This is a genomic window from Bacillus sp. JAS24-2, from assembly GCF_008274905.1.
In the GTDB taxonomy this organism is placed as follows: domain Bacteria; phylum Bacillota; class Bacilli; order Bacillales; family Bacillaceae_G; genus Bacillus_A; species Bacillus_A cereus.
On the sequence record NZ_CP031068.1, the window covers coordinates 2,586,284 to 2,610,300 of the forward strand.

Consider the following 24,017-nt stretch of genomic DNA (forward strand, 5'->3'; position numbering starts at 1 on the left):
GCTTATTAACTTATACCTTGCTGTGCTTTTGAATGCACTCTTCCATCTAAAAAGGTAATTTCAACAAATGAATTTGGATTGTTTCCTTTCCAAGCAAAAATTTGTTTAATTTGTGTAGAATGTTCTACCCCTTCTTCTATAAGTAAATCTCCTTCAAAACCAATTAAATCTTTCACTTCTGTATAAGTCATCCCTTCATTTATACTCGAAAAATGATTTATATTGATAGACTCTTTCTGTTGCCTTTCCATCACAGTAGAAGAAGTTGCTGTTTGATTTTTCACTTCTTTTCTCTGTTCACACGCTGTCATACTGAAACCTAAGCATAAACTAAACAATATACATGCGCTTTTTTTCATCATAACAGTTGTCCCTCCCATCATAATTAAACCATATTTTTCCTTAAAAATAAACTGAATATTTAATATTATATTTAAAAACCTCGTACAATTAAGTACGAGGCTAATTTCATTTATTCAAATGATTATTTGATTGATCATCCTGTTCTTTTCTTAACTCTTGTTCTTCATCTTTTGGTAATTGTTTATCATTATCTTTAATTGGATTCGTTTCTCTATTTTCTATCATATCATTTGGAACTTGTGGCATTACTCGGCCCACAATAGCGGCTAATTCATCTAGTATACCTTCACCTGTTTTTCCTTTTTTAATTTGCTTTCCGATTTGTTTGAGCCGTTCATACGTATCAACATCTGCTACAACGACTGCATTAGCACCGTCAGGGTCATTTTTTAAACTTTCTGCAACAGAGTATTTAATTGATTCAACTCGAGTTCGATCAAGTTTTGCTTTTACATCAATACCTACAATAGCATATTTTCCAACAACGACCGCTGTTGCATCATTCACACCTGGCACACTTGCTGCTAAAGATGCTAAATGATCTGCTGCTTTTTCATTTGGCTTATTTGATTTATTCGTATAATTAACATTTTTCATTGAAACATTTTTTTGTTCCGGCTTTTCGTTTGGATTGTCTTTTTTTCCAATACTGCATCCAGTTATAACGAAGCAAAGCATCAATATATATATTAGAGTTTTCATTATTTTCACCACTTCACTATTAAGGTTTAATCATAAATTTTTTCAACAGCTTGCATTTTCTTTACCTTTTCCTCGGCCCCGCTATTAGCATTAATGAATATTTGGTACGTATCTTTTCCTAAAGTGCCTACAAATTCATAGCAAAGCACTTCATTATGCAAATCATTGACTACTAAAGCTTTACGTTCTTCCATGACTTTTACATCCGGATTGATTTTCTTTCTTGCTTCTGCTGCAGTTAGCTTTGCCGATGGAACTGTTCGCTTTTGATGTGACGCTAAATATTCTTTTGCGGAGAACCCAACGATAGAACCATCATCTAAAGCAATTTTCATTTGGATTGCTTCTGGATAAATTCGTACTCCATTTTCATTTACTACATACGTAAATACACCAACATTATCATATTGAGAGCTATCATAAAGCTCCATATTATTAAACTTATGGTCCTTTAAAAATTTCAAACCTTTACTACCTGCATCGTTTAAACTAACTTTCTGTTCTTTAATTTCGCGGTTATTCATAACCCAAATTGGATATCCGCCTTTTCCGGTAATATCCATATAGAACTCATTATTCGTTGCTTCATCTTTAATTTTCACACTATAGAAGGATTCTTTCGCACCTTTTCCGCTTTTCTCAACATCTACTTTTTCATTTCCTTTTAAATTCAAAAACGATTTGGCAATTTTCGCCGCTTCATCTTTAGAAATTGCCTTTCCTTCCGCTTCAAATCCGCCTTTTTTATTTTTTTGCGCACTTGTAAAGGTCGGTCCGAAGTTTGTAGAAGAATATGATGTTACGTTTTTCTCTACAGTTTTCAATCCATCAATAATTGTGTTATCTGCTGGATCGCGATTTGATGCAAGTGCCATTTCTACATCCATCCAGCGTAAATTATTTTTCAAAACAAGATGTTGTACTTTTCTTAGTTCATCTTGTATATTTCCTGCATTTGAATATAAAGTTTGCAACGTTTTATATTCTTGCTCATTTAACGGTTCTTTTTCTAAATCACGAATGGCTGCACGGTAACTAAAATCACCGATATTCGCTAAAAATTCTTCCGTTTTATTAAATGGCATTAATGTTAAAGGAAGTTGCCCTACATCTGAGCGAGCTTCGGATGTTAAACGCCATACATCCGCTAATGCAGGTGATAAAGATGATCGTGAATTCATCGCAAGTGTTGTGCCAATTTTATCGTGTAATAAATCGACTTCGTATGCTAAATCATGGAATGCACGTTGATAGCTATTTTCCGCTCGAATTAAAACTGCATTTTTCTCTTGGTGCTCTTTATAGCCCCAATAGCCTGTTCCTACTACACCGACTGTTAATAATACAATGATAATACCTCGTAACATTGTCCCACCTCCGCTCTATTTACAGAAAATATGTTTACCGATTTTTTTAATTTGTGGACGAGTCCAAATCCATTTACTAGTCGCGGTATCTGGATTGAAATAATATAAAGCATTTCCTGTTGGATCCCATCCGTTAATCGCATCTAAAACTGCTTTTTTTGCTGTTTCATTTGGCGTTAAATATATTTGCCCATCGGCTACCGCTGTAAATGCTCTAGGTTCAAAGATTACACCTGAAACAGTATTTGGGAATGACGCACTTGTAACACGATTCAAAATAACGGCAGCTACTGCAACTTGTCCTAAATACGGTTCACCACGCGATTCTCCGTATACTGCGTTTGCCATAAGCTGAATATCATTTTGAGAATAACCGTTCGGAACATTTGTCCCTTTATTTTGAGGTGGTTTATTCTCTTGTGCAGTGCCACCGCTATTTCCTTTATTCGTTGTCGTCCCTTTATTAGCAGTTGACTTGTCATACTTCGTTGCCTTCACGAGCATTTGCTTCGTTTTAGCTCCAGCTAAACCATCAACGGGTAATCCGAATTTCTCTTGAAAATTCCGAAGTGCCCAATATGTACCCCATCCGAAAACACCATCCACTTTTCCCGTATAAAACCCGTTATATTTCAAACGAGATTGCAGTTCAATGACATCTTCGCCAGATGCTCCTCTTTGAATAACTTGATTAGAAAAAGCTTCTACATTCTTTAATTGTATACTACTGACCATTAAAGACAGTCCTATGAACGCAAGTAAAACTGCTATTTTAAAAATAGCTTTTTGGCGCATAATTTTCCCTCCTTAATTACGGAAATGATTTCTTGGTTATGTTTTGTAAAAGCCTCGCTTTTATGTAAAGAAGACAAAAAAATCCAAACTAATATCGTTGAAAAAATATGTAAACAATATAAAAAAGGATAAAAGGAGTTCATCATGAAAAAATTGTTAAAACGTGTCGCACTTGTCATTCTGTTCCTAACAACATGTTCAAATATATATACAGGCTCATCAATTGTTCATGCGCAGCCGCCGTATGCCAAATGGGGTAAACTTGCCGTAGAAAAGACGAAAGAACAATACCCAAAAGCAGAAATTATTGACTATCTTCATATAGGTAGAAAACCAAAAACAGTTCAAATAACTGTTGAAAAATTTAAATTGTGGTTACGTGAGAACGGAAAAGAATACGGTGTTTTTGTTGATGTAGAATTTGAAACGAAGACGGAGAAATTTATAAAGTTGTCGTTTCAGAAGACGAGTAGATAAAGTGAAACCTTAATCAGTGGGGGTTTTGTTCATCTCCCACTAATCATCAGCCCTCACCAATCGGACTTTTACGGGCAGCCCGACAAATAGCTGGATAAAGTGAAACCCCCACTGTTAAAAACAGACACAGTGGGGTTCTTGCATTTCTAAAATTCTTTTCTAAAGTTTCGATTCCCTAAAAATCTTACCAATATACAAATAGCACCAATTACAACTGCTATCCCTATACTGTATAAAAGTACTTTACCATATCCACCTATTCTCGGATCTAAAAACGGATATGGATACCAATTCACGATTGGACCACGTATTAAGCTATATACAACGTAAAAAAACGGGAATAAAAGCCAACTTGCAGCTTGTTTCCAAGTGATTTTCTTAATAGGTGGATTTAAAATCCAATCTAAAAGCATTGTAATCGGCATGATATAATGTAGCACAGTATTTACCCATGGTATTGCCGTTTGAAGTGACTCTTCTAACCCTCTTAGTAACAAAAAATAAACGAGTCCTGTCGTAAGTATATATACCGTCGCCGCACCACGAAGTATACTAAACTGCTCTGAGCGACCAAATGTAGCTGTTCCGATACTACTTAAAAGGAGAATACATGCAACTAAAATGTTACTTTCGATAGTAAAGAAACTAAAAAAGTTAACTGGATTGAACGGTTTCACTTGTGCCCTGATTATGAATTGCGTAATAATGGCGCTACATACTAGAAGACTTAAACAGAATCTAAATAAAGATAAAATTTTTTCATCCTTCATACATTCCCTCCTTTTCTTATATATAATTAGAATTTCCCTGTACATGCTCAATAAATAGTTTTAATGGAACGAGCCCACGTTTTGGCATATGACTACTTATAATAGCTACTACTTCTAACTGAGGAATGATAACGATGTATTGTCCGCCGTATCCCATAGCGAAATATATACAATACGGTATGTGAAATCTTTCGGTATGTAATACCCACCAGTGATATCCATATGCGCCGACATGTTCATATGTTTCAAAATGCGCCCTACTTGACTCTTCTAACCATTTCGCTGATACAATTTCTTTTTCATTCCAATATCCATTTTGCAAACATAATTTTCCTAATTTTAATAAATCGGTAGATTTCATTTTCATACCGAAGCCGCCGACATATATACCCTGCGGATCTTGTTGCCACTCGTATTCGTTAATTTCTAATGGATTAAATAAATATTTCTTTGCAAACCGCTCTGTCGACATTCCAGTAGCTTCTTGAATAATATAGCTCAGTAAATGAGAAGAACCTGAATTATAATTCATTTTTGTAGCAGGTTCTTCAATTATTGGCTTTTCTAATATGTACTGTACCCAGTTCTGTGATTCTACAAAGTCATTTGGGAATACTACTCCATTCCCAAACTCTTTCCAGTCCTCACCAGTAGTCATTGTTAATAAGTGATATAGTGTTAAATTATGTTTTCCCCTAGGTACATTTTCAATCCACTCTGTGATCGGTGTATGTATATCATTTATATAGCCCTTATCAACTGCAATACCAATTAATAAAGATACGATACTTTTTGTAATCGAATTTATTTTATATAAGTTATTTGCACATTCGGGTGTTTTATAATACTCAGTTGTTAATTGTCCTTTTTGATAAACAAGAAATGTATTCACTTTTTTCTTTTCGAATTTATTTTCTAGTTGCTTGAAATCCAAAAACTTTACCTCCATTTAAATAGTTAATCCATTTATTATATCTTGTTCCTTCATTTTAAACATAATTGTGCTCAAATAAAAATAAACCTGTCAGCCATAATGAACTGACAGGTTTATTTTTATAATTTCGTACGAACATTCCAAAGCTCTGGGAAGAATTGTTGATCAAGTACTCGCTTTAAATAAGAAACACCGGAGGATCCACCTGTACCCATTTTATGTCCAATAATTCTTTCTACTGTTTTCATATGACGGAAACGCCATTGTTGTAGCCAGTCTTCAATATCAATCAATTTTTCAGCAAGCTGATATAAATTCCAATATTTTTTCACATCCGCATACACTTCTAACCATGCTGCTTCTACTGTTGCATCTTCTTCATAAGGCTGCGTAATATCACGGTTTAACACATCTTTATGAATAGGGAATCCTTCTTTTACTAATGCTTGAATCGCGACATCATATAGACTTGGTGCATGTAGCGCTTTATGAAGTCGTGCATGTAATTCTGGATCCTTTTCATAAATTTTTAATGCATGTGGCGTTTTATAGCCAAGTGCATACTCAATCATACGATATTGATACGATTGAAAACCTGAAGCTTGACCGAGTGAATCACGAAACTCAATATATTCTGATGGTGTTAATGTCGCAAGAATATCCCAAGATTGAATAATTTGAGACTGAATTTTTGATACACGTGCTAACATTTTAAAAGCTGGTTGTAATTTATCTTGTTTAATAGATTCAATCGCCGCATTTAGCTCATGTAAAATGAGCTTCATCCAAAGCTCACTTGCTTGGTGAATAACGATAAATAACATTTCATCATGATGGTCTGATAATCTTTTTTGAGAAGATAGTAAACTATCTAATTGTAAATATTCCCCATACGTCATATTCTCTTTAAAATCCGTATGAATCCCTTTTTCCATAATTACTTTTTCATTTTCTTTCATATTAGCCAAACGCCCCTTTTATATGATTCTACTTATATTGGTCTAATAACGGCTCGAACTGGACTTCCATCCGCATCAGTTAATGCAAGTGGTAATGCAATCAATTCATAATCACCGTCTGCTACATGATCTAGTACGACATTTTCTAAAATATGAATTCCATGTTTAAATAATTGATGATGCGCTGCTAATTCTTTATCATCTAGCGGATCAACTGATGGTACATCTACTCCGATTAAACGAATACCTTTCTCCGAAAGAAAAGGTGCTATGTCTGCACGTAAATGAGGGATCACATCTGGAAATTCTTCAGCTTTTCCATGTGAAGATGTACGTAATAATAATCGTTCTACACCTTTTAAATGAAAGCTTTCTAATTCCTTTTTCCCGATGCTTTCAAGATTAGAAACGTCAATAATCCGTGCTGGGCCAACATAAACTTGAACATCTAAATCCAATACTTTCTTTCCATCATTATCAAAATGAAATGGTGCATCAATATGAGTGCCTGTATGAATACTCATCGTTAACTTTCCAACATTTACCGAGCCACTTTCTTCTTTTGACCATGAAACTTCATATGAGAACGGTGTGTCTCCTGGCCACGTTGCAATATCATTATTTAGCGGTTGTGAAATATCAATCCACTCTGATGTTTTCATGCTTATGCCACAACCTCTCGCTTATTTTCAAACTGTTTATACTCTTCTTCTTTCATAATTTTCTTTAATATTTGTACAGATTTCCACACTTCTTCATATGTGTTATATAAAGCGACCGGCGCCAGTCTTACTCCATTAGGTGCTCGGAAATCAGGGATAACTCCATTTGCTTTTAGCGCTTTACAAATACGTGCTGCTTCTGCATGTTCTAAATATATGTGCCCGCCACGTTTTTCATCCTCTAATGGATTTCCAATTGTAAATCCGAAATCTTTTAATTCGTGATCAATTAAATTCAGCATATATCTTGTAATATGTAAAGATTTTTCGCGTAAACGTTCAATACCAGCATCTTTAAACATTTCAAGAGAACCAATTAAAGGTGCTGTACTTAATACGTGCGGTGTACCAATTTGATAAGCACCTGCATGATCGGCAGCTGTTAATGTATGCTCCATATCAAACTGTTTATCTTTTCTAGAACTAAACCATCCAGACAATCCTGGCAGTCTATTAAAATGTTTACTATTTACATAAAGGCCTGCAACACTACCCGGTCCTGCATTTAAATATTTATAATTGCACCAAACAGCAAAATCGACATCCCAATCTTTGAAATGATGCGGAATAGATCCTATTGAATGGCATAAATCAAATCCAATGTGAATGCCGCGTTTATGAGCTTCCGTTGTTAAACTTTTCATATCAAGAATTTGACCACTTCTATATAAAACAGAAGGTAATAAAATTAAAGCGATATCATCTTCCATCGCATGGATAATATCTTCTTCAGAAAGTGTTCTACCATCTCGGCTTTTCACTCTTACTAAATGCTCCTCTGGGTCTAATCCTTTTAAACGAATTTGACTTTGAAGTGCATAAATATCTGATGGGAAAGTCAATTCATCCGCAAGTATTTTTGTACGTATTCCTTTCGGCTCATAAAACGTCGCAATAACTTGGTGTATATTCGCAGTTGTGGAACCGGTTACAATAGTTTCTTCCGGTAAAGCTCCAATAAGAGGGGCTGTAAGTTTACCTAATTTCTCTGAAAGGAAAAACCACGGATGCTCACCTTCTGTCCAGCCGTCAATACCATACTCTTTCCACGAATCTAGCAACGTAAGTAATGATTTCTCTGCTCTTTTTGAAAGTAGCCCTAATGAGTTTCCATCTAAATATATAGTACCTTCTTTTTTATAGAATTCAGTTTGAAAATCTTTCAGTTCATCATGTTTATCACATTCAAGCGCATACTCATAAGTTGGTTGAAATGGTTCTTTATACATGGTGTCACCTTCTCTTAATTTTCTTTTTATTCTAACTAATTGAAATATATCACCTTAATTGATACAACGTCAATGATATTATGTCAGTTGACTTTATATATGAACTTCTTTTACAATACAATTATATTTTCAGATATTTCAGTATAAAGAGGTGATTCTTTGAAAAACAGTACCCTTTCATCAAGAAAACACCGCTCCTTAGAAACGAAGAAGAAACTATTACACTCTGGTTACACTATTTTTATACGTAACGGATTTCAAAAAACGACAATTACACAAATTATTAAACATGCAGAAACCGGATATGGTACAGCATATGTATACTTCAAAAACAAAGATGATCTCCTAATTAGTTTAATGGAAGATGTTATGAATCGTTTTTATAATATCGCTGAACGCTCTTTTTCTCCACAAACAAAAGAGGAAGCACGTATAATGATCCAAAATCAAGTTAGAGCATTCCTGCAATTAGCAGATGAAGAACGCGCTATTTTGCAAGTTGTAGAGGAAGCGATAGGATTATCAAGAGAAATACGGCAAAAATGGGATGAGATTCGGGAACGTTTTATAACAAGCATTAAACAGGATATTACTTACTCTCAAGAAAGTGGATTAGCACAACCTAATTTAAATAAAGAGATTGTAGCACGCGGTTGGTTCGCGATGAATGAATCGTTTCTTTGGACTATTATGCAAAATGACAAAAAGATTAACTTAGAGGAAATTGTGTATACGTTAACGGAGATGTATACGACCGGGTTATATAAATAGCACACCTTCAATAAATAAGGTGTGCTATTTTACATCTATAAAAATATATTATCCGGGTATGGTAGTGCTAAAGGAGGCTTTTCAGAAAATGAGAAATATTGTAGCTTTAAAGATTCACCATCTATCGATTTCAGTTTTCCACTAGTAATTTCACATTCAAACACAACAACAATATATTCTACTTGATCGCCATTCGGATATATATGACGGAACCTTTCCCCTCCAAATACCCCTTTTTGTTTTTTTACTTGCACTTTCAAACCCGTTTCTTCCCACACTTCACGAACTACCGCTTCTTCTGGAGTTTCTCCAGGCTCAATTGCTCCAGCCGGCAAACTCCAATATTCTCCGCCAGGATATTGAAATAAGAGTTCTCCCTGCTCGTTTTTAATAACTGCAGCTACACTTGGCATAAATATTAGTTCATGTCCTAATTGCTCCCGGATTTTTTTATAATATAGCGACATCGACATATAATTCTCTCCCACTCCATTAATGAATAACTGTATTTTCTGACATATATTCTATAATAATACCAATAACAATTTCTATATAGAAAGGATAAGAAAATGACCCAAGTACAACTAGTAAATAGCTTTCTATCATTTTTAGGAACGACAAAACAGCCTACTAGCTTAAAGTTTTTAAATGAGCTTATTAAAGCTCATCAAGAAAAAGTAAAAGAACCAATACACTTATCAAATATGAAAGAACTTATTTCAAGGTCTAACGATTGGCATACATCTCCTGTATTAAAGAAAATTCAGATTTTCGGTTATATCGATGGTATTTCAACTTCTATTAATGATAATGTTTTAAAACGATATTTCCAAGGTAAGAAAAGAGAACAAATCATTACATCTTCTGAACTTAATTATTGGATAACAGAAAGATTTTGTGTTGATAAAGAAATATATGAAAGAGCTATTGAGATTTTCAATGAAAAATCTTCAAATAGAATATTACAAACAAGTTCTTTAATATCTTTAGGCTGAGGTAAATAGCTAGTTGAAGGAGCAATTTCAAAATTAAAGCTTATATATCCACATCCAGTTAGCCACATATAGTGACATTTCAACTCTTCATCGAACATATATTTCACAATATCTATAAATAATAAATCTCCTGCGTATTGCAACAGAAACTCCATATTCGAGCTACAAGTATAATAATTGTCATCGTCATCAAGATTTTTTATATTATATTCCGCCAAATCCCATAAAAAATCTTCTTTTAATATATTTTTAATTTTTTCAACAATGCTTATCCCCCCGAATTTTCCCAAGAATAACTCTCTAATCTACTTAAAATAATTTCAGTAAATTCTTCAGCAATGTCCTTAGAAATCTCACCACGATTTCCAATAATATCCCAAGCAATATTAATTGAAGTCCATCTCATCAATGAATTCTTTTCAAATTTTAAAAACTCTATTATTTCCTCCTCTTTCATTTCACTTAGAATTGCTTTTAATTCACTTTCTTCTAATTTACTTCTTTGATTATAATCAGTTTGATTTAGTATTTTTACATATTCCTTACTTTCTTGATAAAAAACAATCTTTACTTGTTCTGGTGATAAATCCGCTAATAGTTTTTCAATTTCTTCAGCGCCTATTTCTTTACCTTTATTTATACATTTGAAATAAATATGTTTTAATCCTGCTCGGTCTTCTTTGTGATACCAAGATAATATCCCACAACTTAATATCCAAATAGAAATTAACTCTTCAATATCAGTAGCAATCTCCACAAAATCAAATAATTGATTATATATTAAATTTAACGAGAAAAGAAATTCTTCATCATGTTGTCTAACTTCCCATATGTCATTAATCCCACTTTTTACTGCAGCAGTTGCAATTTCTTTTTGTATATCGTACGAGGCTCTATTACTCCCCTTTATATCTGCTACACTAGATAATTTATACAGTTCTAAACCTCGTGTTTTCCATTCTTGTGAATCTTGTTTAATTATCTTTTTAAAATATTTTAGTAGTGGCCATAAAGCATACTCCTTATGATCTACATAACTAACAACATCCCATTTTAACTTTTCATTAATTTCACTCATAAGTTGGGGTATTACTACTTCACCATATTTTTTAAAACATTCATGAGTTCCTTCGTAATTTTAAAATAAAGTTTGATTAAAAATATCGTGTTAACCCGTATTCTATGGTAAATAAAAAGAATCCATTTTGAAAAAGTGAACAGCTCCCTGTCAAGTAGACAGTGGAAATAATAAAAAACACTTTAAGCGGCTTGAACCCTATATTCTAATGGGCTTAAGCCGTTTAATTTTTCTTGGTAACGTTCATTATTGTAAAACTGATATAATTATCTATCGCTTGTTGTAACGCTTCAAATGTCTCATACTTATGTAGGTAATACTTTTCACACTTCAACGTCCCCAAAAACGATTCCATTGGTCCATTATCTATACATTTTCCTACACGTGACATGCTATGAATCATTTTTGCTTTTTCTATCTTTCTCTTAAACCCATGTGACGTATATTGATACCCTCGATCACTATGAATCAATGGATGTTCATTCTTTTAATATAGTGATAGCTTGATCCAATGTTTGAAATACCAATTTATTATTGTTTGAATGTCCCAATACATAACTAATAATAGACCCATCATAAAGATCTAAAATGGCGCTTAAATACGTTTTCCTTCCGTTTCCTAATTTGAACTCCGTGACATCTGTTACCCATTTTTCATTGGGTTTGCTTGCAGTAAATTCACGATTTAGTCGATTTTCAGCGACATATTGCGCAGTTGAGGGAACATAGCGCTTTCTTTTCCGACGAATCACGGACTGTAATCCAGCAATGTGCATTAAGCGATAAATGCGTTTGTGATTAAACTTTTTATGATATATTCTATTAATATTTAATTTCATTCTTCGGTACCCATAAATGCCTTCTACTCGTGCATAAATAGCTTGAATATCCAGAAGAATTGCTTCATTCTCTAATTCTCTAGCTGTTGGCGTACGCTGTAGCCATTTATAATAAGCAGCACGAGATACACCGGCAATTTCACATAAAAGGATTACTGGCAAATTTTCATTCGCATGTAAATCTTGAATCGCTCTATATTTATTTTGTAGACGAACGCTTGTTAACGACGCCTCCTTTCGAGTTCTTCTAACTTTTTTTAAAAAAAGCATTTTCTGCACGTAATCGTTCATTTTCTCGTTCTAAACGTTTCATTTCCAGTTTAAACTTTTCTTCAGCTGTTAATTCATATTCTTCTTTCTTTCGACCGCGTTTATCTTGTAGTGCTTCTTCACCATTCGCTTCAAACTTCTTGACCCATTGATATACTTGTTGATAAGAAACTTCATAACTTTCGGCTGTGAGCTGATAGTTTTTCTGATGTTGTATACAGTAATTCACAATTTGAATTCGTTCTTCTAACGTTGTTTTTCTTCTACTTGTCATAGAGTTTGTCATTCCTTTACCGGTATCATTTAGTTCTCTATGACTATTATACTTTTTAATCCATTTTCTCAAAACCGCAGTACTGGATATATTGTATTTTTGGATAATCTTGTTTAACGAATCGTGTCCTGATAGATAATTATTGACGGCTGCTAACTTTAGCTCTTTTGAGTAACGCTTCCAAGAAAGTGCTTCTTCTAGGCCGTCTTCACCATTCACTTCATACCTTCTTTTCCAATCTCTAATCGTCCCAGGATCAACAGAAAACTTTGCCGTAATGTCAGCTATTGAATGATGACCATCTTTATAAAGAGCTAAAATCGCCAATTTTTCAGCTTTAGAATATTTCATTCTAGCCATAAAAAATACTCCCCTTAGATAAACAGATTTTTATTTTTTATCTGTCTACCTAATGGGGAGCATATCAAAGATTGATCAAAATGGATTCTTATCCAGCAGGTTTATGTTTTGGTTTTATAAAAAAGTTTGATCATTTTCTATCAATGAAAACAATTAATTGACTATTTTTATTATGAAGAGGTCGGAGCAGGAAATTCATCAATTTTGATACGAAGTAAACTATAAGGTTTCTGTCGTAAGTCTTTTCCATAATGAAATCTAGGCTGTCGATGTAATTGGTTCACAATGACATACAAATATTGATCCGGACCAATTGAAAAAGTATCCGGCCACAAAATTCTCGGATCATGTGCGATAGCTTCCATTATGCCATTTGGCAATATCTTACGGATACTGTTGTTTTCATAATCTCCAGCATAAACAGCTCCCTTTGCATCGGTGATCATTCCATCAGACGCACCTTTTTCTCCCCAATACTCCACATGATAAGGTAAATTCATGTCCGGTATCGTTCTGTCTCTCAAGGCTTCTGTTGAGATCGAGAACAAATGCCGACTGGTTAGTGGAGCAAAAAATAATATCTTTCCATCGGGAGAAATCGCAAGACTATCAGACGCCAACCTAAATGGAGAAGTTGAACCGTCTTTGTTTCGATTCATTAAAATTTGACCTTCTACTTTCGGTAAAAAATAGGGATCGGGTGAAGTTGAATTTGCTCCATTTAACCGTCTAAACGCGTTTCCATTTGATAAATCTACGACGATAATAGCTCCTGGTCCTCTTGAAGAAGAATCCGTTATATAGGCATAACCTGCTTTTCCAACACGAAAATCAAAACGGACATCATTCAGATAAGTTGTAGGCAGGACAACATCTTCTGTAAAGGTATATACTTTTCTTATTGTATTGGTTTCTAAATCAACAGCGACTAATTTTGCCCCCCCTTTAATAGGTTCAGAAAAATTGGGTGCCGCTGTATCTAATATCCAAAGCGTTCCCCTTCCATCAGCAACTACACTTTGGACACTGATGAAAGTCATTGGGATATTCTCGGGATTAACCAAATTGGTTTGTAAATTAGGATAAGGCTGCAATTTATCCTCAAAAATTTCCGCCACCGTAAATTTAACATCGTCTCCCCATTTCGGAAAGCAAATGAAAATACGACCGGTTTCTGAAACAGTAACACCTGTAGGCATAGCCCCATAAAATGCATAAACTAGTTCTAAATTACCGAAATATTTTTCACTAGGTAACATAGGTTTCATAATATCCTCCTCAAGCATTCAAACGGGATATCTCCTAATATATGATTTATATTTTTTCTAGTGCATGTTTCTTAATAAGTTTTTTCTATACGAAAAGATGATTGAATTGATTGTTTTCGAAATTTAATAAGTCTGTCAGAAGAAAGGAAACATTTTAATTTAAAGGTCTCCAGATGAAGTAGAATTCAATTAGCAGGTAGCGAAGTTCAACATTCCCGAATCAACGTTAAGCTGGTATAAAAAATGGGGAAATATCCCCCTTTAAATTTGTGAAAAAATGTACTTAAGCTAAACTGCCCGTTAGTTTAAGTGTAGCACTTCACAAACAATCTTTTGAGTATTCTTATTATTCCTGTTTCCTCAACAATCTGGCCCTTTAATTGAACAATACAACTGAAATTTAAGGGGCAAAAGAAAAATCTTATATTAATACAGGGTTTTTATCAATCTTTTTTTTTATAAATTATCAAACTTTATTTTAAATCAATACCACACTTTATTCCATGTTCCATGAGTGACTAACGGGTGCTTTGAACAAGAAAATAAAGGTGAGTACATATTATACATGACTAATATGCGCTCACCTTTATTTTTTTATTTTTTTTTTTTTGGTCTTGATAATAATTTTTTTAGTGGTTTTTTTAACAATTTATATTTAGTAAAATTGCTTTTTATGAATTTAATATAAGTCCAAAGAATTTCCTGGTCAATATAATAACGTATATCAGCACACTTTTTCTTTATTCAGTCTACTTACAATTCCAACTATAAATTTATATTCAATCCTCCTCTTCTTAGTTTTTTTAAACCCTTCTTTCGTATCAAAAATAAAACACGTTTTCCGAAACCAAATTCGTACATATAAAGACTCAAAATAAATAGGTTTTATAATTCCTCGTTCCTCAAATTCAGTTCCATCTTTATTTTCAGTTTCTGTTCGAACGAACCACCTATTTCCGAAGCCAATTTCAATATACTTCACATAAGTCCCCCTTTCGGAAATTAATTTCTAACTGTTCTATTATTTCCCCGGTAAGCGCACATTCCGACAGAACATGAGCCCACAAAGAAAAAGTAGATTGCAAAAATCTACTTTATAACTTATATTTTTGCATTCGTTTATAAAATGTACTACGGGGTACATTTAATAGTTTTGCAGCTAACGAAACATTTCCATTTGTCTTTTGTAATGCTTCAATCATGCTATCACGCTGTATTTTTTCGCGAAAATGTAATGTATGTTCTGTTTTATTTTCAACTTGTAACTCAAGTTGTTGTTGATTTCCCCTCATTGTTTGTAACAAAAAATCTACTTGTTTTTCGCATATTTCCCGTCCTTGCGACAAAATGTAAATGCGTTCTAATACATTTACTAGTTCCCGAATATTTCCGGGCCATGTATGTTGTAAAAATTGATTGTATATACTCTTTGGAAATACAACATTCCAATTCTTCCGTTCGCAAAAGTGTTGTATAAAATATGGGATATCCTCTTTTCTTTCTATTAACGATGGAACATATAACGGATAAACGTGCAAACGATAATATAAATCTTGACGGAATTTCCCTTCTTCTACTAACCGTAGTAAATCTTTATGTGTGGCAGTAATAATACGAATATTTACTGGTACCAATTTTGAACTCCCAATTGGAGTTATTGTGCGTTCTTGTAAAACACGCAATAATGCTACTTGCATCTCTGGTGGTACTTCACCAATTTCATCTAAAAATAATGTTCCTCCGTTTGCTTGTTCAAATTTCCCTTTATATCCTTGACGTCGCGCACCTGTAAACGCACCTTCAGCATAACCGAACAATTCACTTTCCATTAATTCTTTAGGCAAAGAACCGCAGTTAACAGCTATAAAGGGCCCGTCTTTTCTTGGACTATTTTCATGAATCGCTCTCGCGACATATTCCTTTCCTACTCCTGTCTCACCACATACATACACACTAGCATCAGTCGGTGAAACAAGCTTAATTTCTTCTAGTGTGTGTTGAAATGCTCTGCTTGTCCCGGTAACTCCTGAAAAAGTAATCCCTTTTATAAATGTGAGAGCAGAATATGTATTCATTTGTTTATTTTCCTTTAAATACATACATTTCCCAATCATTCTTTCATTACTATATACTGGTATCTCTAATTTAGTTTCCAATCCATGGTGCATTAACTCTTCAAGTTTCATTCTTGACCAATTATTTATTCGTTCACGAACGCTCTTACTCGCAGAAACGATAACATCACGATGATTACAAATAACTACTTGTTCATCACTATCAATGACATCTAAAAAACGATGGATTAAGTGTAATTCATTTTGATGAACTCTTATGCTACATTCATGTTCTATCGCATGTGCAATTGAAGTTACCATACCGAGCATATATGGATGCGAAAATTCAATTGGACACGAGAAATCTAGAACACCAATTAATTTCCCATCATCATTATGAATGGGAGCAGCCGCACAACTCCAGCTATGAGATGCCACGGTGTAATGTTCAGTACCACTTATCATAATAGCTTCTTCAATTTCTAGCGCTGTTCCAATTGCATTTGTGCCAACAGCTGATTCCGTCCATTTTACACCTTCAATAAAATTAATATGTTTCGCTCGCTTTAACGTTTGTTTATTTCCACTTAACGATAGAACATAACCATCTGGATCGATTAATAATGCCATCATTTGTAGTTCATCAATGGTTTTTCTCATATTTTGTATTTGAGGTAATGCGATATCAAGGAAAATTTCACTCTTTTTCTTTTGTTCTTGAAAAATGTTAGAAGACAAAATTTTCTGACCTTTATTCATGTGAGGATTAACATTAGCCTGTTTACATCGATGCCACGATTCTGAAATTCTTTGATTTATGCGATTTGAATCAAGAACACCTTCATTAACAAACTTTTTCCATGTATGTAAGTAAAACGGTGAAGCTAACATTGTATCATCTCCCTTTTAATTGTTTTGGAGATTTATAAAACATACTTTTATTATAAAACTGAATAAAAGCGTTTTCAATACAACTAGCAAGACGACACAAATATGTTAATAATTTGAATATCTTAATGCACTTCTTTATTCTTTTTTAGTAGCACTATATTTTGTATAATGGACGCAAAGAAAATACATAACCAAAACCACTTTTGTGGATTACCATTTATAAAGAAAACAATCACGGCTATTGCAAATAAAATAGTGGATGCTAAACTAAAATATAATTTTGTTTTAATTTCTCTTATCCCTCACCCCTCTGTTACTTTACAGTACATACTAACTCTTCATTTTTCATCTCTACTATGTACTCCTGTAAAACATATTCTTTCCCGCCATGGTTTTCATACCATTCATGTATTCCTTTAATATGCCTCTCGTCACTTCTAATTTTCGATTCTATTTCATTATACTGTTCATAACTATCATATTCCCATATGGCAAATACTTCAGACGTACCATTCTTATTATCTTTCATCCAGCGTCCTATTAGCCTAGAACCATGCTTTAATTGATTAGGTAAGTTCGTGTGATTGAAATGATCATTAAATACTTCTATGAATTCATTTTTCACTACATAGTACTTCCTTCTGTAAAACATACTTCTTCACCTCTTTCATGAAAAGTATTAGTAAATCTTCCCATCACTACCGTATTATAATACTTTCCATCCGATAGTCTTTTGTCATTTTTCAAAATGCCTTCTACTTCAAAACCTAATTTTTTATAAAGATGAATAGCTTTCTCGTTTGTCTCTAATACTTGTAAAGATATTTTATTTACTGCATTTTCGTCAGCCCATTTAATAGATTGTTGTAATAGGCTCTTCCCCATTCTATATCCCCAAAACTCTTTTAAAATACAAACGCCAAACTCCACTTTATGAGATAATCTCTTAAAATTTGATCCTTCACATCTTGAAAATCCAACAATTCGATTGTGCACTTCTACAACTAAAAAGAGATTCTTCGTTTCTTCACTATCTGTTTTTATTATTTTTTGAAACCCTAGGTCATCTATAAATCCCTCTCCAGCATCTCTATCCATATTTTCAGTTTCTCCATCAATCTGAACTCTAATTTTCGATAACTGCTCAGCATCTTTTTCAGCTGCAGAACGAATTGTATAAGTTAATCCATTTATATGATACTCTTGCTCTTTTACAATCATGTCAAACTCCTTTCAAATCAATATAATGGCGCTATTACAACTTGTTTACCTTGTTTCTCAAATTCCTGAACAGTTTCTTTACTAGCCTCTTCGTCAGTTATAATAAGGTCAACTTCTTTTAGAGACTCTCCTCTTATAAAACAATCTATTCCAAGTTTATTATGCGGAGCTAAACAAATATTTCTTCTAGCAATTTCACTTACTCTTTTACTAAAATAAGCAACTTCAGGTGTTGCAGTACTAATACCTTGTAATGAAATGCCTCCACCTGTAGAGAAATAAAGATCAATAGAAAATCTACTTATCAATTCAGAGGCAAATGTATCAGTAATATTTCCTGAAGGCTTTACTTTTCCACCAATTAAATATGTATCGATGTTCTTATATTCTCTTAGATGACCAGCTATTTCTATAGAATTCGTAATAACCGTAAATGATACTTCCGGTAAATATTTCAGCATCGCATTATGAACGGGAGCCCCGCCAATAAAAATAGAATCATCTTCTTGTATATAAGATGCCGCAACTTTTGCAATTGTGTTCTCATATATTGAGCTATCACTATAACGTTTAGCTGGTTCCGCAGCTAAGTTCCTCACTCGCGTAAGTTCAATTGCACCTCCGTGCGTTCTTTTTAATAAACCATCCTTTTCCATAATAGACAAATCTCTTCTTATAGAATCAATAGACATTTCAAATCTTTCCGCAAGTTCCTTTGCGATTACTCTTCCATCTGTATTAAGTAGTTCTAAGATTCTCTCTCGACGTTCTTCAGTAAACATGTTATCACCACCGTTATTGAAGATTCAGAAACTTAAACTTTATTTTAATTATATGTATGCCTCTTCTGTTTTACAATATTTTCAGTTCTTATTTATTCCGTTTTATACAGTCTTCTCCCGCTTTCTATCCCATTAATTTGCCAACCGAATAAATGTATATCTGTATATTACGCAAAAATACTTTCATTTACCTTCCTGTTGATGTAAAATTATTCCTATGTTTTACTTTTTAATACAGAAAGGGATTACTATGAAATCATTAATCAAAACGACATGTACAGCATTATTATTTACTGGAATATTAACAGGATGTAATAGCAATACTACATCAAAACAAGAAAAGAGCGCTCTCGAAAAGAATGCAATGCACTATGGAGAAATAGTTAAAAACGAATACTATAGAGCGACAGTTGAAAATGCAAAGTTTGAAAAAATAGACAAAGAGCGACGCCTTACTACTCGTGTTATGATTAATAATGTTCGGGACGATGGACAAACTATTGATCTTTCGGAAATAAAATATTTCATACAAGATGAAAAAACTGGTCAGAAATATGAAGGTGAAGCTCATCCGATAGATGACGAGCACTATAAAAATGTTCCACACGAATTCTCTTTAACTACTGACGTTGTGTTTGAACTGAAAACTTCACCAAAAGATTTAAATAATATGTATTTATACATAGATAGCAAAGCAGCGCCGTTAACAGATACATATTGGAAGCTTGATAATTTAGTATCTAAATAGAAAGACCAGTCTTACATGACTGGTCTTTTACATTCATACATTTAACTTTCATTAACACTTATATTCATTTTCTAATAACAACTTGAATAACATCAGCTAAACCAGTGTGCCCTTTCCCTTCAATTCGCTCTTGTTCGCCATTAAAGAAATGAATTACCTTATGTTCTTCACACCAAGTAAGGATATCAATTGGATCATACAGCATATCAACATCTTTTGGTCCACCAGTACCATAGTTTATTTGTTTTTTTGAGTAAACTTCAAACATAATTAAACCACCAGGCTTTATCGTTTGTATCATTTTACCTAATATCATTTTTTTATAATTATCATGAAAATGTCCAAATACCATAATTGCTGCATCATATTCATTTTCTGGCAAACTATCAGCTAATAAATCTACTTTTTTTGTATGCACGTTTACGTTATGCTTCTCTGCCAATTTTTTTGTCTTCTCTAATCCATCTTCCGAATAATCAATAGCTGTTACTTCGTTCCCTTGTCTTGCTAGAAATACAGCATTTCTACCTTCTCCCTCCGCGAAAGCTATTACTTTATTGTGATTTGCTAAACGAAATGCTTGTTCTTTAATAAATGTATTAGGTTCTTCCCCGTAAAAATATTCATCTGATTTATATCGATCATTCCAAAATTTAGTCATCATCTTCTCTCCTTCTTCATATCATTTTCTAACTACAATTAAAGATATCGAAGAGTCTTTTTATCCTTAATTAATTTAAAAATAAAAGCAGATTAAAAATCCACTTTTATTTTTTTCGCAAGATCTACGATTTTTTGATTTCGTAACTCTTCTTCCATTTTCTCTTCTGCTGCAAGCATTACTTCATTAATTAAACATCCAGGTTTGTCATGTAAACAACATTCAAACAATGATGTTTTACCTTCAATTGCATGTATAATATCTAAAAATGAAATATCTTCCCAATTCTTACTAAGCGAGTAACCGCCCTTTGGACCAGATGATGAATGTATCATCCCTTCCTTCGTCAACTTAGTTAGTATTTTAGACAAGTACGTTGGTGAAACATTTTGCATTTCTGCTAATTGGTGAACACTAACTAACTTATTTGGTGTAGCCTTTGCCAGAAAAAGCATTGTATGAAGAGCATAATTTGTAGCTTTAGAATATTTCATAATACAGCTCCTATTGTAGACTTCATGTATCTACAATAACTTTATTTTTTTATTATGTCAAACGTTTGTAATACTCCATACAACATTATTTCTTCACAAGTAATACATCTGCCGCGAAAATCGTCACTTCTCTAAATGGAGAGTCAAATAAAACACCTAGTTCAAAACCATCTTCAGTAAGAGCTATTTCATGATATAACCACCAAGCATTTTCAAAGTTTTCCGGCATAGAACACTTTGTTACTCCTATAAAGGTTACTTCAAGTTTATCAAATTCACTAAAAGTACCACTGCAATCTAATACGATAGACAAAGTATCTTCTGATTCTCTCTTTACTACTTTAATTACACTATCGTGTAGTGATGTCTTGTGTAACTGAGCGACGTTTGACGGAAGTTTTTTCTCAATGGAATTAAAATATTCTACGTATGATTGATCTAATTGTGCCACTCTTTTCTCATAATCTGTTGACCACTCTCGCATACGTTTTTTCAGTTCACCAGATGGGTATTTTGAATTAGTTGTGATGTTTTGTATAATTGAGTATATCGATTCAGGAAGGAATTTTAATAAATCTATTTTCCTTTCCTCTATTTCTTCCTTTAAACTTTTTATATCCATTTCTGACCATTCTTTTATAGACTCTATAAAACTTACAAATTCTAAAACTTGCATTTTTTTATACCAATCTCTTGTAAAATATTTCAATGACACCTCTCCTAAAACATCTTTACATCCAGTAAAAACAATATATCCACTTATTATATCATTCCAATAACTATTTTTTCTAAAGAAAAAATGTAAAACTGTAAATATTCCGCCTATTATTTCTAAAACTTCAGAATATTTACAAAAGTATAAAATTAGAATACATTTTAGCTGTACAAGATTCACCTGTACAAAAATTCAAACAAAAAGGGATGGTTATATGTTGAAGAAATTAGTAGCAGGAACATTAGTAGCGGGTTTTGCATTAACTGGAGGACTAGGTGCGGTAAGTGCTGAAGAAAAAAGCAACACAATTAAGTCATTTGATTATTTAAAAGTGGATGAACAAAATGTTAATTCATTTGCAAAATTAAATGATCAGGATAAGAAAAATATCCAAATTACTATGGTATTACCAGAGCAAAATGAAAATGGGGATTGGCTAGCTTACGGTTTTACTAGTCGTGAAACATTAGATGCGTATATTGAAAAGGATAAAAAAGCAATTAAAAATAAAATTAATCCTTTAGGTAGCGGTGCTGGTAGTACTGATTTTTATGAACATAAAGATAAAGGTGGCCAATATATTTACTGGAGTAGCGGCTTTAAAAACTTACCATCTAGCTGGAATGACAGAATTTCTTCTGTAAGTACAGCGTCACCTTCTGCAAGTTATTCAACGACACTTTGGGAGCACACTTCAACACAAGGATATGGAAAAGGCGTTTTATTTAAACATGCTGATTGGTACGGTAAAACTGCTAATTTAGCTGCTGATTGGAACGATATTACTTCAGCGATTGAAATTAAATAGTAATAAGACATTTAATTTCTTCTATAAAAATTCAAACCACTATTCTCTCTTTCATTTAGAGAATAGTGGTTTATCATATTTCTATTTAAGCATGTACAGCATGTCCTACTGCTTGCATTAACGCTTCATGAATCGCCTCAGATAAAGTTGGATGTGCTGCAATATAATCTCTCATTATATCAGCGGTAACTTCTGTATGAATCATTACGGTTCCTTGACCAATAAGTTCAGTTGCATAAGGACCGATAATAGAAATCCCTACAATTTCTTGGTATTTAGGTTCCACAATGACTTTTACTTTCCCTACTTGTTCTCCTAAAATAAGAGCTTTTCCGTTCGCTGTAAAAGGAAATTCTCCGATGAGAATATCACCATATTGTTCTCTTGCACCTTTTTCACTTAACCCGACACTAGCTATTTCTGGAGCTGTGTATATACATCGAGGCACAGCGTGATAATTTACTTTCACGTCTTCTCCACTTGCGTGTAATGCTGCTGTCGTTCCTTCATGGAAGGCAACGTGAGCAAGCTGAATTCCACCGATCACATCACCAGCTGCGTAAATATGTGATACGTTCGTTTGCATATGTTCGTTCACAGCAATCCCTTTATTTGAAAACTGAACCCCTGCTTTTTCTAAATCTAATTGTTGTACACGTGGTTTTCGGCCGACAGAAATGAGAACATATTCCGGGTTAGCTTCTTGGATACTACCTTCATATTCAAATGAAGCTTGCTTCTTATAATTATTTAATCCTTTTAAAGCAGCTCCTGTAAATATTTCTACGCCATCACTTTCTAATTTCTCTCTTAAAATATGTGCGATATCTTCATCTTCACCTGGTAATAATTGCGGTGCCATTTCAACAATCGTAACTTTTGTCCCAAGGCGACTATAAATACTTGCAAACTCACATCCTATTACACCACCGCCAACGATTAACAATGAAGATGGTACACTCTCAAGAGACATCGCATGGCTACTATTTAAAATCCATTTTCCATCAAACGGAGCGAATGGTAATTCTGTAGGTTCGGAACCAGCTGCGATAATAAACCTCTCTCCATCCACTACTTCTTCTTTATTTCCTTGTACAACTCGCACACGATGATCCGTTTCGAATTTCGCTTTTCCTTTTACAACTTTAATTTTATTTTTCTTCATTAAATATTGTATTCCTTGGACGAGTTGCATTACGATTTGTGATTTCCTTGCCTGTATTTGATCCCAATCAATTGATATACTTCCTGTATTAAGCGTAACCCCATAATCATTCGCTTTTCTCACAATGTCATGCACTTCTGCACTTTCTAACAATGATTTCGTCGGCATACACCCAACATTTAAACACGTTCCGCCAAGGTCAGCTTCATCAATAAGAGTGACCTCTTTTCCATTTTGAGCCGCGGTAATTGCCGCTACATATCCAGCTGGTCCGCCTCCAATTACAACTAATTTACTCATTCTCT

The 24,017-nt window shown here is 33.6% G+C and carries 26 protein-coding genes and 1 pseudogene; 5 read left to right on the plus strand and 22 right to left on the minus strand.

What is annotated here, in order from left to right:
* Positions 1-5 precede the first annotated feature (5 nt).
* The 4 genes from DN407_RS13365 to sleB all read right to left on the minus strand — a co-directional run bounded on the left by DN407_RS13365 (position 6) and on the right by sleB (position 3,227).
* A complete protein-coding gene (locus DN407_RS13365; protein ID WP_000976447.1) occupies positions 6-362 on the minus strand; it encodes a hypothetical protein in 357 nt (118 codons plus the stop codon).
* A gap of 106 nt (positions 363-468) precedes the next feature.
* Positions 469-1,065: a YhcN/YlaJ family sporulation lipoprotein gene (locus tag DN407_RS13370; RefSeq protein ID WP_000854053.1), complete on the minus strand. Its 597-nt coding sequence runs from the start codon at positions 1,063-1,065 to the stop codon at positions 469-471.
* 26 nt (positions 1,066-1,091) lie between these two features.
* The gene (gene ypeB / locus DN407_RS13375; protein WP_000943727.1) at positions 1,092-2,432 is read right to left on the minus strand and encodes a germination protein YpeB; all 1,341 of its coding nucleotides are present in this window, start codon (positions 2,430-2,432) and stop codon (positions 1,092-1,094) included.
* A gap of 15 nt (positions 2,433-2,447) precedes the next feature.
* The gene (sleB, locus tag DN407_RS13380; RefSeq protein ID WP_001249053.1) at positions 2,448-3,227 is read right to left on the minus strand and encodes a spore cortex-lytic enzyme; all 780 of its coding nucleotides are present in this window, start codon (positions 3,225-3,227) and stop codon (positions 2,448-2,450) included.
* Between the two features lie 144 nt (positions 3,228-3,371).
* Here sleB and DN407_RS13385 point away from each other — a divergent pair, with 144 nt between their 5' ends.
* Entirely contained in the window at positions 3,372-3,704 is a 333-nt protein-coding gene (locus DN407_RS13385) for a DUF3889 domain-containing protein (protein ID WP_000734903.1), read from the plus strand.
* A 146-nt stretch (positions 3,705-3,850) separates the two neighbouring features.
* Here the strand turns inward: DN407_RS13385 and DN407_RS13390 are convergent, their stop codons facing one another.
* From DN407_RS13390 to kynU, 5 genes are all read right to left on the minus strand, one after another.
* A complete protein-coding gene (locus DN407_RS13390) occupies positions 3,851-4,474 on the minus strand; it encodes a Pr6Pr family membrane protein (protein ID WP_000650952.1) in 624 nt (207 codons plus the stop codon).
* Positions 4,475-4,490: 16 nt separating this feature from the next.
* Positions 4,491-5,408, minus strand: a complete 918-nt coding sequence (locus DN407_RS13395; RefSeq protein WP_061654645.1) for a serine hydrolase domain-containing protein — start codon at positions 5,406-5,408, stop codon at positions 4,491-4,493.
* Between the two features lie 119 nt (positions 5,409-5,527).
* Complete coding sequence (gene kynA, locus DN407_RS13400) at positions 5,528-6,367, minus strand: tryptophan 2,3-dioxygenase (protein ID WP_000661957.1); 840 nt, start codon at positions 6,365-6,367, stop codon at positions 5,528-5,530.
* Positions 6,368-6,399: 32 nt separating this feature from the next.
* Entirely contained in the window at positions 6,400-7,029 is a 630-nt protein-coding gene (gene kynB, locus DN407_RS13405) for an arylformamidase (protein WP_097796995.1), read from the minus strand.
* A 2-nt stretch (positions 7,030-7,031) separates the two neighbouring features.
* A complete protein-coding gene (gene kynU / locus DN407_RS13410) occupies positions 7,032-8,318 on the minus strand; it encodes a kynureninase (RefSeq protein ID WP_000276293.1) in 1,287 nt (428 codons plus the stop codon).
* 159 nt (positions 8,319-8,477) lie between these two features.
* On the opposite strand from kynU, the gene DN407_RS13415 reads away from it, so the two are divergent.
* On the plus strand, positions 8,478-9,089 hold the full coding sequence (locus DN407_RS13415; protein WP_000798551.1) for a TetR/AcrR family transcriptional regulator: 612 nt from the start codon (positions 8,478-8,480) through the stop codon (positions 9,087-9,089).
* A 35-nt stretch (positions 9,090-9,124) separates the two neighbouring features.
* Here DN407_RS13415 and DN407_RS13420 read toward each other — a convergent pair whose 3' ends face one another.
* Positions 9,125-9,562, minus strand: coding sequence for an NUDIX hydrolase (locus tag DN407_RS13420; RefSeq protein ID WP_000062929.1), 438 nt, complete (start codon positions 9,560-9,562; stop codon positions 9,125-9,127).
* Between the two features lie 96 nt (positions 9,563-9,658).
* Between DN407_RS13420 and DN407_RS13430 the strand changes: the two genes are divergently transcribed.
* Positions 9,659-10,084, plus strand: coding sequence for a hypothetical protein (locus DN407_RS13430; protein WP_149216367.1), 426 nt, complete (start codon positions 9,659-9,661; stop codon positions 10,082-10,084).
* 268 nt (positions 10,085-10,352) lie between these two features.
* Here DN407_RS13430 and DN407_RS32140 read toward each other — a convergent pair whose 3' ends face one another.
* The 8 genes and pseudogenes from DN407_RS32140 to DN407_RS13475 all read right to left on the minus strand — a co-directional run bounded on the left by DN407_RS32140 (position 10,353) and on the right by DN407_RS13475 (position 19,121).
* A complete protein-coding gene (locus DN407_RS32140; protein ID WP_255446518.1) occupies positions 10,353-11,162 on the minus strand; it encodes a hypothetical protein in 810 nt (269 codons plus the stop codon).
* Between the two features lie 182 nt (positions 11,163-11,344).
* Positions 11,345-12,905 (minus strand): annotated as a pseudogene (locus DN407_RS13445) (IS3 family transposase).
* 170 nt (positions 12,906-13,075) lie between these two features.
* Positions 13,076-14,173, minus strand: coding sequence for an L-dopachrome tautomerase-related protein (locus tag DN407_RS13450; protein ID WP_015382380.1), 1,098 nt, complete (start codon positions 14,171-14,173; stop codon positions 13,076-13,078).
* 724 nt (positions 14,174-14,897) lie between these two features.
* Complete coding sequence (locus tag DN407_RS13455) at positions 14,898-15,155, minus strand: DUF3977 family protein (protein WP_000873827.1); 258 nt, start codon at positions 15,153-15,155, stop codon at positions 14,898-14,900.
* A 112-nt stretch (positions 15,156-15,267) separates the two neighbouring features.
* Positions 15,268-17,118 (minus strand): sigma-54-dependent Fis family transcriptional regulator, encoded by a 1,851-nt coding sequence (locus DN407_RS13460; RefSeq protein ID WP_149216368.1) that lies wholly within the window; start codon positions 17,116-17,118, stop codon positions 15,268-15,270.
* A 313-nt stretch (positions 17,119-17,431) separates the two neighbouring features.
* On the minus strand, positions 17,432-17,770 hold the full coding sequence (locus DN407_RS13465; protein ID WP_000499983.1) for an NIPSNAP family protein: 339 nt from the start codon (positions 17,768-17,770) through the stop codon (positions 17,432-17,434).
* A complete protein-coding gene (locus DN407_RS13470) occupies positions 17,743-18,339 on the minus strand; it encodes a GNAT family N-acetyltransferase (protein WP_000635686.1) in 597 nt (198 codons plus the stop codon). The genes DN407_RS13465 and DN407_RS13470 overlap by 28 nt, the downstream gene beginning before the upstream one ends.
* A gap of 17 nt (positions 18,340-18,356) precedes the next feature.
* Entirely contained in the window at positions 18,357-19,121 is a 765-nt protein-coding gene (locus tag DN407_RS13475) for a DeoR/GlpR family DNA-binding transcription regulator (protein ID WP_053512406.1), read from the minus strand.
* A 250-nt stretch (positions 19,122-19,371) separates the two neighbouring features.
* On the opposite strand from DN407_RS13475, the gene DN407_RS13480 reads away from it, so the two are divergent.
* Positions 19,372-19,869 (plus strand): hypothetical protein, encoded by a 498-nt coding sequence (locus DN407_RS13480; RefSeq protein ID WP_000838469.1) that lies wholly within the window; start codon positions 19,372-19,374, stop codon positions 19,867-19,869.
* A 64-nt stretch (positions 19,870-19,933) separates the two neighbouring features.
* Here the strand turns inward: DN407_RS13480 and DN407_RS13485 are convergent, their stop codons facing one another.
* The 3 genes from DN407_RS13485 to DN407_RS13495 all read right to left on the minus strand — a co-directional run bounded on the left by DN407_RS13485 (position 19,934) and on the right by DN407_RS13495 (position 21,733).
* Positions 19,934-20,533, minus strand: coding sequence for a class I SAM-dependent methyltransferase (locus DN407_RS13485; protein WP_002025884.1), 600 nt, complete (start codon positions 20,531-20,533; stop codon positions 19,934-19,936).
* Between the two features lie 89 nt (positions 20,534-20,622).
* Complete coding sequence (locus tag DN407_RS13490; RefSeq protein WP_000877650.1) at positions 20,623-21,024, minus strand: Rrf2 family transcriptional regulator; 402 nt, start codon at positions 21,022-21,024, stop codon at positions 20,623-20,625.
* An 85-nt stretch (positions 21,025-21,109) separates the two neighbouring features.
* On the minus strand, positions 21,110-21,733 hold the full coding sequence (locus DN407_RS13495) for a DUF4085 domain-containing protein (RefSeq protein ID WP_000873444.1): 624 nt from the start codon (positions 21,731-21,733) through the stop codon (positions 21,110-21,112).
* A 220-nt stretch (positions 21,734-21,953) separates the two neighbouring features.
* On the opposite strand from DN407_RS13495, the gene DN407_RS13500 reads away from it, so the two are divergent.
* Complete coding sequence (locus DN407_RS13500) at positions 21,954-22,547, plus strand: hypothetical protein (RefSeq protein WP_000914430.1); 594 nt, start codon at positions 21,954-21,956, stop codon at positions 22,545-22,547.
* Between the two features lie 85 nt (positions 22,548-22,632).
* Here the strand turns inward: DN407_RS13500 and lpdA are convergent, their stop codons facing one another.
* A complete protein-coding gene (lpdA, locus tag DN407_RS13505; protein WP_000041211.1) occupies positions 22,633-24,012 on the minus strand; it encodes a dihydrolipoyl dehydrogenase in 1,380 nt (459 codons plus the stop codon).
* Between the last annotated feature and the right edge of the window lie 5 nt (positions 24,013-24,017).